This is a genomic window from Acuticoccus sp. I52.16.1, assembly GCF_022865125.1.
Lineage (GTDB): Bacteria > Pseudomonadota > Alphaproteobacteria > Rhizobiales > Amorphaceae > Acuticoccus.
In genome coordinates this window covers 1,771,113-1,782,328 of the sequence record NZ_CP094828.1, presented here as the reverse complement: position 1 = coordinate 1,782,328, position 11,216 = coordinate 1,771,113, and the positions used below count along the sequence as shown (strand labels likewise).

6 protein-coding genes, 2 tRNA genes and 1 rRNA gene are annotated in these 11,216 nt (G+C 66.7%); 4 read left to right on the top strand and 5 right to left on the bottom strand.

Annotated elements, in window-relative coordinates; all coding sequences use genetic code 11:
- Positions 1-130: 130 nt before the first annotated feature.
- The 3 genes from MRB58_RS08060 to MRB58_RS08050 form a co-directional block, all read right to left on the bottom strand.
- Positions 131-206: transfer RNA gene (locus MRB58_RS08060), tRNA-Ala, on the bottom strand.
- Between the two features lie 189 nt (positions 207-395).
- Positions 396-472: transfer RNA gene (locus MRB58_RS08055), tRNA-Ile, on the bottom strand.
- A gap of 271 nt (positions 473-743) precedes the next feature.
- Positions 744-2,205 (bottom strand): 16S ribosomal RNA (locus MRB58_RS08050).
- A gap of 819 nt (positions 2,206-3,024) precedes the next feature.
- On the opposite strand from MRB58_RS08050, the gene MRB58_RS08045 reads away from it, so the two are divergent.
- Positions 3,025-4,827 (top strand): M23 family metallopeptidase, encoded by a 1,803-nt coding sequence (locus MRB58_RS08045; protein WP_244781207.1) that lies wholly within the window; start codon positions 3,025-3,027, stop codon positions 4,825-4,827.
- 100 nt (positions 4,828-4,927) lie between these two features.
- Here the strand turns inward: MRB58_RS08045 and MRB58_RS08040 are convergent, their stop codons facing one another.
- A complete protein-coding gene (locus tag MRB58_RS08040; RefSeq protein ID WP_244781206.1) occupies positions 4,928-5,320 on the bottom strand; it encodes a hypothetical protein in 393 nt (130 codons plus the stop codon).
- Between the two features lie 186 nt (positions 5,321-5,506).
- A complete protein-coding gene (gene clpB, locus MRB58_RS08035) occupies positions 5,507-8,101 on the bottom strand; it encodes an ATP-dependent chaperone ClpB (RefSeq protein WP_244781205.1) in 2,595 nt (864 codons plus the stop codon).
- Positions 8,102-8,394: 293 nt separating this feature from the next.
- Here clpB and MRB58_RS08030 point away from each other — a divergent pair, with 293 nt between their 5' ends.
- The 3 genes from MRB58_RS08030 (at position 8,395) to MRB58_RS08020 (ending at position 11,205) form a co-directional block, all read left to right on the top strand.
- Positions 8,395-8,727 (top strand): hypothetical protein, encoded by a 333-nt coding sequence (locus tag MRB58_RS08030; protein ID WP_244781204.1) that lies wholly within the window; start codon positions 8,395-8,397, stop codon positions 8,725-8,727.
- Between the two features lie 139 nt (positions 8,728-8,866).
- Positions 8,867-9,922: a hypothetical protein gene (locus tag MRB58_RS08025; protein WP_244781203.1), complete on the top strand. Its 1,056-nt coding sequence runs from the start codon at positions 8,867-8,869 to the stop codon at positions 9,920-9,922.
- A gap of 146 nt (positions 9,923-10,068) precedes the next feature.
- On the top strand, positions 10,069-11,205 hold the full coding sequence (locus MRB58_RS08020; protein ID WP_244781202.1) for an ABC transporter ATP-binding protein: 1,137 nt from the start codon (positions 10,069-10,071) through the stop codon (positions 11,203-11,205).
- Positions 11,206-11,216: the final 11 nt, after the last annotated feature.

The following is an 11,216-nucleotide window of genomic DNA, read 5'->3' as shown; positions in this document are numbered from 1 at the left end:
ACAAATCTTCTCTTTACGATGTCAGTGATGCGGTGGCCGGAGACGAGGCTCACGGCCGGCCCGAACCTCCGTGGAGGCCGGGAAACGGGTTTCTTTCAATCAGAACGGCGTTCGCTTCGCGCGGCGAAGATGGTGGAGCCTGTCGGGATCGAACCGACGACCCCCTGCTTGCAAAGCAGGTGCTCTCCCAGCTGAGCTAAGGCCCCTCTTTCTCTCGCGCTCCTCGAGCACGCTCGGAGCCGAACGACCCTCGAGCCGGCCGGCACCTCAGATGAACCTTCGTGTCGTCGGTCTGGCTCGACCCTTCGTTTCGCGCGGCGAGCAGGGCGCCCGTTGGAGGCAGCCGCATCGCGCTCGAGTAGGCCGACAGCGCCCCGCGCTTCGCGCGGAAAATATGGTGGGCATGGATGGACTCGAACCATCGACCTTACGCTTATCAGGCGTACGCTCTAACCACCTGAGCTACATGCCCTCGTTTGATGTGCTACCGCGCTTCGCGCTGCTCGAGCACGAGGTGGGTGCGCATCGGGAACGCTGCGGCGAACCGCAAAGCTCAAGACGGCCTGATACGCGGCCGAGGATCGAAACACAACCGGTCCGAAGACCGGTGGATCCAACCACCAAAACCGTTCTGATGAAGAAAGAGAAACGAAGGCGGCGCCATCCCGCCAAATGCCGGCTTTGAATGCCGGCGTGTTTCCAAGAGACAAAGAAAGGCAAGCCTTGATCTTCGTCTTCCTTAGAAAGGAGGTGATCCAGCCGCAGGTTCCCCTACGGCTACCTTGTTACGACTTCACCCCAGTCGCTGACCCTACCGTGGCCGCCTGTCCCCTTACGGTTAACACAGCGTCTTCGGGTAGAACCAACTCCCATGGTGTGACGGGCGGTGTGTACAAGGCCTGGGAACGTATTCACCGTGGCATGCTGTTCCACGATTACTAGCGATTCCAACTTCATGCTCTCGAGTTGCAGAGAACAATCCGAACTGAGACAGCTTTTTGGGATTCACCCATTGTCACTGCCATTGTAGCACGTGTGTAGCCCAGCCCGTAAGGGCCATGAGGACTTGACGTCATCCCCACCTTCCTCTCGGCTTATCACCGGCAGTCCCTCTAGAGTGCCCAACCAAATGCTGGCAACTAGAGGCGAGGGTTGCGCTCGTTGCGGGACTTAACCCAACATCTCACGACACGAGCTGACGACAGCCATGCAGCACCTGTGTCCTTGTCCCCGAAGGGAACCCAACGTCTCCGCTGGTAGCAAGGCATGTCAAGAGCTGGTAAGGTTCTGCGCGTTGCTTCGAATTAAACCACATGCTCCACCGCTTGTGCAGGCCCCCGTCAATTCCTTTGAGTTTTAATCTTGCGACCGTACTCCCCAGGCGGATAGCTTAATGCGTTAACTGCGCCACCGAAATGCATGCACCCCGACGGCTAGCTATCATCGTTTACGGCGTGGACTACCAGGGTATCTAATCCTGTTTGCTCCCCACGCTTTCGCACCTCAGCGTCAGTACCGTGCCAGTGAGCCGCCTTCGCCACTGGTGTTCTTCCGAATATCTACGAATTTCACCTCTACACTCGGAGTTCCACTCACCTCTCACGGACTCAAGACCACCAGTATCAGAGGCAATTCCGAGGTTGAGCCCCGGGATTTCACCCCTGACTTAATGATCCGCCTACGCGCGCTTTACGCCCAGTAATTCCGAACAACGCTAGCCCCCTTCGTATTACCGCGGCTGCTGGCACGAAGTTAGCCGGGGCTTCTTTACTAGGTACTGTCATTATCATCCCTAGCGAAAGAGCTTTACAACCCTAAGGCCGTCATCACTCACGCGGCATGGCTGGATCAGGCTTGCGCCCATTGTCCAATATTCCCCACTGCTGCCTCCCGTAGGAGTCTGGGCCGTGTCTCAGTCCCAGTGTGGCTGATCATCCTCTTAGACCAGCTATGGATCGTCGCCTTGGTGCGCCGTTACCACACCAACTAGCTAATCCAACGCGGGCCCATCAATCGGCGATAAATCTTTCTCCCGAAGGACGTATCCGGTATTAGCGTCCGTTTCCGAACGTTATTCCGAACCGATAGGTAGGTTCCCACGCGTTACTCACCCGTCTGCCACTCACCCCGAAGGGTGCGTTCGACTTGCATGTGTTAAGCCTGCCGCCAGCGTTCGTTCTGAGCCAGGATCAAACTCTCAAGTTGAGACATTTAATCCAGCAAGAATCACATTCTCATGTCCAGCCGCCGAAGCGACCGGACGCTGACGAGGACACACTCTCCGCATCACTGCGGAGCGGTCCGTCATCTAGAGACGTGTCCGCCGTTGTCTTGTTGATCCCCGAAGGGATCCGCAGGGACAACGCCGCCCACGTTTCTCTTTCTTCGCATTCACTTGTCAAAGAACCCGGTGCCCAGCGGCGCCGTGGAGGACAATGTCCTCCGAAAGAAGCGAAAAGCCGCCCCCGTCCCGATCTCTCAGGCCATCCAGGCTTCGCTTTCCGTGGAGCCGACAGGTCAGTCGCGATCGCCTCAGTCGGCGTCGCCCCGTCGGTGATGGGGATATACGGACCCGCCCCCGAGGTGTCAACGACCGATTCGCAAAAACTTCACAAGGCCCGACGCCGGGGTGTGGAGAACCGGATTACATCTCGGAAAGGATTGGCGGAATCTGGTGGCGGCGGGCGCGTCCTCGCAGAGGCGGGGCGGCGAAGGGATCTCTTTAACGCTCCGGAGCCGTTGGCGAAGTCCGGCGCCGCGAAGTGCGCGGGCGCACCGCTGCCCGCCCGCGGCAACCCTGCCGCCAGCCCCCGCGACGATCTTCCATCCTTTCGTCGCCCGCCGCCTTCCCTTATGAAGGTGGCCTTCCGTGTATGCGTTTCATGAGGATCGACCGTGGCATCAGAAAGCCGCAAGCCTAGAGCCGTCGAACTCGGTGACGAACCTCCCATCATGATGGGAGACGCCGACCCGTCGCGGTACTCCCGGCGCGGGGTCAGCCTTCGATGGCTCTTCGGCGCCGTCGTGACCGCCATTACCTCGACCGCCCTGATGGGGGGAGCCCTCGTCGCCGCGCTCGACGGGCGCTACGTCGTGTCCGCGCAGGCCGCGCCGCTCAGCGACGCCACCATCCAGCCGCGCACCGCCCGCAAGAGCCAGAAGGGCGACCGCGTGCGCCCGTCCTTCGAGGCAGTGTCGTCGCGCCGGGTGATCGAGATCGCCACCGTGGTGCGGCAGGGGGAGGAGCGGCTCATCGCCAAGCGCCCCTATGTGATGGTCAACGCGTCGCTGGTGCTCGACTCCAAGGACATCGGCGATGTTCCCGATTTCAACGCGCGCGAGCTGGTCTCGACCGAGACCAAGGCCGGCAAGAGCGTCACCGACGCCATCTCGTCCCAGGCGGTCGACGGCGAGATCACCGTCTCCGTCTCCGACTTCCCGCTCGACGACAGCGTGACCTTCCAGGACGACCTCGAGCTGGAGGACCGCGACGTGGTCCGCCAGTTGCGCGGGGCCGAGCCACCCGCCGCCGAGCCCGGTGCGCCGACCGTGATCGCCTCGGTCGACGGCGCGGCGCTCGCCGACGATGCGGCGTTCGTGGACCCGTCCGAGGAAGTGGCACCCAACCTCGTCGTCATCCCGGAGAACGTCTCCGAGCTCGTCAAGACCACCGTCGCCGACGACGAGGAGCCCAGCGACAACGAACTCGTCGAGCTGGTGCAGCCGGGCGATACGCTCTCCAAGATCCTCGTCGGCAGCGGCGTGGAGGCGCGCGACGTCAAGGCGATCGACAAGGTGCTGACCGACGTCGGTGTCGCCAAGCTGATGCCCGGCCAGACGCTGCGCATCGGCTTCCAGCTCGACGAGGACGGCGCCGAGGCGCAACGTCGCCCCGCCCGCCTGTCGATTTATCAGGACGAGACCCACGTCGCCTCCGTGGCGATGACCGACAGCGGCGAATTCGTGCTGGGCGAGGCACCCGCCGGCCCGGCGCCGGACGTCGCGACGCTGCAGGTCTCCGCACCGCGCAGCCAGACGCCGTCGCTCTACAAGAGCCTCTACCAGACCGCGGTCGACCACGAGCTGCCGGACCGCGTGCGCGACATCCTCGTCGCCTCCTTCGCCAACGAGGTGGACTACAACGCCTCCGTGCGGCCGGGCGATGCGCTCACCGTGCTGCATTCGCAGGTCGAGCCGGGCTCCGAGGAGCCGAGCGAGCTGCTCTTCGCCTCGCTCACCGCGGGCGGGGTCGAGAAGCGGTTCTACCGCTACAAGTCCGACGACGGCACGGTCGACTATTATGACGAGGACGGCCGATCGGGCGATCGCTTCCTCATGCGCAAGCCCATGGAGCGCGGCGTCTACCGCTCGGGCTTCGGCATGCGCCGCCACCCGATCCTGCGTCGCCAGCGCATGCACAAGGGCGTCGACTATGCCGCCCCGCGGGGCACGCCGATCTACGCGGCGGGCGATGGCGTGGTGAAGCAGGCGGGCTGGAAGGCCGGCTACGGCCGCTGGGTCGCGATCCAGCACCTCAACGGCTACATGACCGGCTACGCGCACCAGTCGCGCATCGCCAAGGGGATCAAGCCGGGCTTGCGGGTGAAGCAGGGCCAGGTCATCGGCTACGTCGGGTCGACGGGCTTCTCCACCGGCCCGCACCTCCACTTCGAGGTGCACGTCAACGGCCGCCCGGTGAACCCGCTGAAGATCCGTCTGCGCCGCGGCAAGGAGCTGTCGGGCGAGGCGCTGGTCGCCTTCCGCTCCGAGCGCGATCGGATCGACGCGCTGCTGACCGAGAAGCGCATCGAGGTGGCGCGCCGCTGAAGCGCCCACCGCAGTACGAGGGTACCAGAGCGCGCCGGGCCCCGGCGCGCTCTTTTCGTTGCGGCGGCCGGGTCCGCCGCCCGTCAGCGCGTTCGGTCGTTCAGGCGAAGAGCCGGCGCGGGCGCCGCGAGGGGGCGGCCGGCTCTTCCGGGGCCGGGCGGGGCGGCGGCGCCTGCCCCAGGACCAGCGGCAGCGCCGCCAGCACGGCGCCCGACATGAGCAACGCCACCACCGGGCCGAGGCAGAACGAGGCGCCGATCGCCGCGAGAACGACGAGGGTGCCGAAGGCCCGGCCCGGCCGCCGAAGTGCCGCCAACGCGAACACCGCCACCTGCAATGCGAACAGCGCGCCACACCACGAGAGCATCGCCTGGCCCGGCGTCAGCGGATCGGCGAGGGGTTGAAGCAGGCCGGGGAGGGGCATCGGCGCCGCGGTCGCGCCGAACGCGCCGGCCCCCAGCAGGACCACGATGAATACGCCGTGTCGCTGCATTCTTTGTCTCCCTCGCGGACGTGCCGACTTCCGCCTGTTTACCAATTTAAGCGTGTGACTGCAATTTAAGATATGTCCATGGAAAGCGGCCGCCGGCGCACCCGCGCACGAAAAACGCGCCGGTGAGGTTCACCGGCGCGTTTGGTTCGGATGTAAAAGGCGCGCGTCGCCGGCCGTGATGCGCGGTCAGGCGGCCTCGACCGCCTTGCCCGCCGGCTCGAAGATGAGCCGCTCGGCGGTCGGCACGGCGACCACGGTGTCCCCGTCGGCGACGGTGCCGGACAGGATCGCCTCGGCGAGCGGGTCCTGCACCTCCTTCTGGATCACCCGCTTCAGCGGGCGGGCGCCGTAGACCGGGTCGTAGCCGCGCTCGGCCAGCCACTCGCGCGCATTCTGCGGCACGTCCAGCGTGATCTTCCGTTCGGCCAGCAGCGCGTCGAGCCGCTTGAGCTGGATGTCGACGATCGCCGTCATCTGCGCCCGCTTCAGGCGCGAGAACAGGACGATCTCGTCGAGCCGGTTGAGGAACTCGGGCCGGAACGTCGCCCGGACCATCTCCATCACCTGCGGTCGCACCGCTTCGACGTCGTCGTGCTCACCCTGGTTGGCCAGGAACTCGGCCCCCGTGTTGGACGTCATGACGATGATCGTATTGCGGAAGTCGACCGTCCGTCCCTGGCCGTCCGTCAGGCGCCCGTCGTCGAGCACCTGAAGGAGGACGTTGAAGACGTCCGGATGGGCCTTCTCGATCTCGTCGAACAGGACGACCTGGTAGGGCCGGCGCCGCACGGCTTCGGTCAGTGCGCCACCCTCCTCGTATCCGACATAGCCCGGAGGGGCGCCGATCAGGCGGCTGACGGCGTGCTTCTCCATATATTCGGACATATCGATGCGGACCATCGCGGTATCGTCGTCGAACAGGAAGTGGGCCAGCGCCTTGGTCAGCTCGGTCTTGCCGACGCCCGTCGGGCCGAGGAACATGAAGGAGCCGATCGGCCGGTTGGGATCCTGCAGACCGGCGCGCGAGCGACGCACGGCCGCCGAGACGGCGTGCACGGCCTCGGCCTGGCCGACGACCCGCCGCTCCAGCTCCTCTTCCATGCGCATCAGCTTGTCGCGCTCGCCTTCCAGCATCTTGTCGACCGGGATGCCGGTCCAGCGCGAGACGATCTGGGCGATGTGCGAGGACGTCACCGCCTCTTCGACCATGCCGCCGGACCCCGCGCCCTCGGCCTCGGCGATCTTGCGCTCCAGCTCCGGGATCACGCCGTAGGCGAGCTCGCCGGCCTTGGCGAGGTCGCCGCGCCGCTGCGCGTTGGCCAGCTCGTTGCGCGCCTGGTCCAGCTCGGCCTTGGCGCCCTGCGCCCCGGCGAGCTTCTCCTTCTCGGCGCGCCACTTGGTGGTCAGCTCGTCGGACCGGTCCTCGAGGTCGGCAAGCTCCCGCTCCAGCCGCTCCAGGCGGTCCTGGCTCGCCTTGTCCTCCTCCTTGCGCAGCGCCTCGCGCTCGATCGACAGCTGCATGATGCGCCGGTCGATCTCGTCCAGCTCCTCGGGCTTGGAGTCGACCTGCATGCGCAGCCGCGAGGCCGCCTCGTCGACGAGGTCGATCGCCTTGTCCGGCAGGAAGCGGTCCTGGATATAGCGGTTGGAGAGCTGCGCGGCCGACACGATCGCCGAGTCGGAGATGCGCACGCCGTGGTGCAGCTCGTACTTCTCCTTCAGGCCGCGCAGAATGGAGACGGTGTCCTCCACGGTCGGCTCGTCGACGAACAGCGGCTGGAACCGGCGGGCGAGCGCGGCGTCCTTCTCGACGTACTTGCGGTACTCGTCGAGCGTCGTCGCGCCGACGCAGTGCAGCTCGCCGCGGGCCAGAGCCGGCTTGAGGAGGTTGGACGCATCCATCGCCCCGTCGCCCTTGCCGGCGCCGACCAGGGTGTGCACCTCGTCGATGAAGAGGACCACGTCGCCCACCGACTTGATCTCGCCCAGCACCGACTTCAGCCGCTCCTCGAACTCGCCGCGATACTTCGCGCCGGCGATCAGCGCGCCCATGTCGAGGCTGAGGAGCTTCTTGTCCTTCAGGCTCTCGGGCGTGTCGCCGTTGACGATGCGCAGGGCCAGGCCCTCGGCGATCGCGGTCTTGCCGACGCCGGGCTCGCCGATCAGGATCGGGTTGTTCTTCGTGCGGCGCGACAGCACCTGGATCGTGCGGCGGATCTCCTCGTCGCGGCCGATGACCGGGTCGAGCTTGCCGTCGCGCGCGGCCGCGGTCAGGTCCTGCGTGTACTTTTTCAAGGCGTCGTAGCTGTCTTCGGCGCCGGCGGAATCGGCGGTGCGGCCTTTGCGCAGGTCGGCGATCGCGCTCTCGAGCGCCTGCGGCGTCAGCCCGGCGGCCTTCAGGATCTTGAAGCTCTCGGTCGAAGGCTCGGAGGCGAGCGCCAACAGCAGCCGCTCGACGGTGACGAACGAGTCGCCCGCCTTCTGCGCCAGCGTCTCGGCCTGGTTCAGCACCTTGACGGTGCCGGAGACGAGCCGCAGGTCGCCCGCGCCGGAGCCATCGACCTTCGGCAGTTTGCCCAGCGCCCGCTCGACGGCGGCGTGCGCCTCCTTGGGGCGGGCCCCGGCGGCCGTCATCAGGCCGGCGGCGAGGCCGTCGGGGTCGTCCAGCAAAGCCTTGAGGATGTGTTCGGGCGTGAACTGCTGGTGCCCGGCGCCGATCGCGTTGGTCTGCGCGGACTGGATGAAGCCGCGCGTGCGATCGGACAGTTTCTCGATGTTCATACGTGTCCCCCTGTCTCGGCGCACGTCATGAAGATGCCCGCGCACCGCAACGGAAATTCGCGGTGCGAATGCCACCGCGGGTGCCGCACGAAGCCGGCACCATGACAAAGATAATGCGTCCTTTGCCCAGCAAAAGACGCCGCCGCGCGGCGAGCGGCGGCTTTTGTCGTTGTGGCGGCCAGCAAAAGGACCGCCATTTAAAGTTGGGCCGCGCCCGACGAATTGCCGTGACGGCGGCGCTCGCGTCTCCTATCCTCTCTCGACGGACCCGGTCCGCCACGTGGGGTGATCGCATGCGTCAGTCTCAAGATTTTCGTCTCATCCGCTTCCTCGCCGCGCACGCGCTCGTCGGCGCGGGGATCGCGGCCGTCACGGTGACGCTGCTCATGCTGGGCGACGTCGGCGGCCTGGGCGGTCTCGTCGCCCGTAGCGACGTCGGCGTGCTGGCCTTGGCGGTGATGACGGCGTTCTTCGTCGTCACCTTCGCCAGCGTACAGATGAGCGTCGCGCTCATGCTCCACCGGTCGAGCGGGAACGGGGGCCGCACCCGCGACGGCTGGGCCGGAATGCTGGTCCCGCCGCAGCGGGAGTTGCAGCCGGTGCGTGTCCGCGCCGGCCGCCGCTGACACCGGCGCCGAGCAAGACGAGACGCAGCCCGGACCGGAACACGTCCGCGGCCCATGAACTGAGACGCGATCGGCCCGGCCTCCGCATCGAGGCAGGGCAACCCCGGTGTACATGTCGACGGCATATCTTCACATAGGCATGAACAAAACCGGGACGACGGCGCTGCAGAGCCACATGGCCCGCGTGCGCGACCTCGCCCGTGCCGACGGCCTCGTCTATCCGGAGGTGCTGGGCGACAACCACTCCATGCCGCTGGCCGCGATCTTCCGGCCGGACGACCCGACCTTGGCGCGCCTGCTCGACCGACGCGGCGGATCCGAGCTTCTCGGCCGGGCGGACATGCTGCGCACCGGCCTCGAGGCCACCTGTGCCGCGGCCGCGGCCGCCGGTCACGACCTCTTCCTCTCCGGCGAGGGGGTCGGCCACTTCCCGCAGGACGCCTGCCGTGACCTGCGGGCCTTCCTGCTGCGCTACGTCGATAGGATCGTCGTCCTCGCGATGGTGCGCCCGCCGCGATCCTTCGCCCGCAGCGCCGCCCAGCAGCGCGTGCGCTACAAACTGACGTTCGACGATCTCGCCGCGCGCCCGCCGGTCCCGACCTACGCGGCCCGGTTCGAGCAGCACCGCCGCGTGTTCGGCGCGGACGCCGTGCGCTTCGCCGTCTACCACCGGGGAGGGCTGGTGGACGGATGTATCCTGCGCACCGTGCTGGGCATGATCGAGCGACCGCTGCCCTCGCTCGCCGGCGAGCGGGCGCCGCGTGAGAACAGCGCCGTGTCGATGACGGCGATCAAGCTCCTCTCCGCCCTCAACGGCCGCGACGGTGATCCGCTCGCCGTGCTGCCGCCGTCGATCGCGTCCCTCCTCACCGAGGGGGGCGGCGGGCGCTCGGTCGAGGCTTTGCGGCGCGCGGTCGTCGGCGTTCCGGGCCCGCCCTTCCGCCTGCCGGTCGAGGTCGCCGCGGCGGTGGACGCCGCCCTCGCCGAGGATCGCGCCTACGTCGACGCGGTGCTCGGCGTCCCGATCGACAGCTTCGACGACCGGCGCGACATCGCCGGCGCGCCTCGCCTCGCCGACATGGCGCGCTTCTCGCCGGACGAGGTCGATGCCGTCCGCGACCACCTCGCCCGACGCCGGCCGCGCCGTCGCACCACGCGAGGAATGTTGTCGGCAATATGGCGAAAACGAGGCTGACCGGGCCCCTCGACCGCGCGGCCGAACGGCCGAAGCCGTGCCGCGGATCGTGGCCGCCGGCCTGACGTTGCGAGCCCCCCGATGCGCGCCGAAGGCGAAAAGCAGTCGAAAAAGGATGTTGACGCCCGCCCAATAGGCATGCCGTTATGTGCGGCACCAGCAACCTGACGGGTGACGCCCTGAGCTCACAACGACAGACACCAGGCGCCGCGGTTAAGTTCGATGGCGTGCAAAAGAGCTACGACGGGGAAACTCTCGTCGTGAAAGACTTGAACCTCGACATTCGCGCCGGGGAATTCTTGACGATGCTCGGCCCATCGGGCTCGGGCAAGACCACCTGCTTGATGATGCTCGCCGGCTTCGAACCGCCGACCCACGGCGAGATCTATCTCGACGGCCGGCCGATCGGCCAGCTGCCGCCGCACAAGCGGGGCATCGGCATGGTGTTCCAGAACTACGCGCTCTTCCCGCACATGACCGTTGGCGAGAACCTCGCCTACCCGCTCAAGGTGCGCGGCATGAGCCGGGCCGACGTCAAGGCCAAGGTCGATCGCGCGCTGGCGATGGTGGAGCTGTCCGGCTTCGGCGGTCGCCGCCCGGCGCAGCTCTCCGGCGGCCAGCAGCAGCGCATCGCCGTTGCCAGGGCGCTGGTGTTCGAGCCCAACCTCGTCCTGATGGACGAGCCGCTGGGCGCGCTCGACAAGCAGCTGCGCGAGCAGATGCAGTACGAAATCAAGCACATCCACGAGAATCTCGGCGTCACGGTCGTCTACGTCACCCACGACCAGACCGAGGCGCTGACGATGTCCGACCGGGTCGCCGTCTTCAACGACGGCAAGATCCAACAGCTCTCGCCCCCGGCGGAGCTCTACGAGCACCCCACCAACTCGTTCGTCGCGCAGTTCATCGGCGAGAACAACAAGCTGTCCGGCACGGTCACCAAGATGGTCGACGGCCATTGCGAGGTGACGCTGGACACCGGCGCCACCGTGACCGCCTCGCCCGTCAACGTCGACGGGGAGGGGGGGCGTACCACGCTGTCGCTGCGCCCGGAGCGGGTGACGATCGGCAACGGCGCGGCCGACACGACGCTCGGCGGCCGTGTTGAAGAGCTGATCTATCTGGGCGATACCATTCGGGCACGACTTTCGGTTGAAGGGAACGACGAATTCATCGTCAAGGTCCCCAACGACAAGCGCGTCGTGGCACTGGCCGAAGGAACGGACGTGACCGTCGGCTGGTCCACCGAGGACTGCCACGCGCTCGATCCGATCGTGACCTGAACCGGACGCGG

Excerpts from the sequence above, each read along its gene's own strand:
- MRB58_RS08025 (WP_244781203.1), top strand. The coding sequence starts at position 8,867 with ATGAACAAAACCGGGACGACGGCGCTGCAGAGCCACATGGCCCGCGTG.
- clpB (WP_244781205.1), bottom strand. The coding sequence starts at position 8,101 with ATGAACATCGAGAAACTGTCCGATCGCACGCGCGGCTTCATCCAGTCC.
- MRB58_RS08030 (WP_244781204.1), top strand. The coding sequence starts at position 8,395 with ATGCGTCAGTCTCAAGATTTTCGTCTCATCCGCTTCCTCGCCGCGCAC.
- MRB58_RS08020 (WP_244781202.1), top strand. The coding sequence starts at position 10,069 with ATGTGCGGCACCAGCAACCTGACGGGTGACGCCCTGAGCTCACAACGA.
- MRB58_RS08040 (WP_244781206.1), bottom strand. The coding sequence starts at position 5,320 with ATGCAGCGACACGGCGTATTCATCGTGGTCCTGCTGGGGGCCGGCGCG.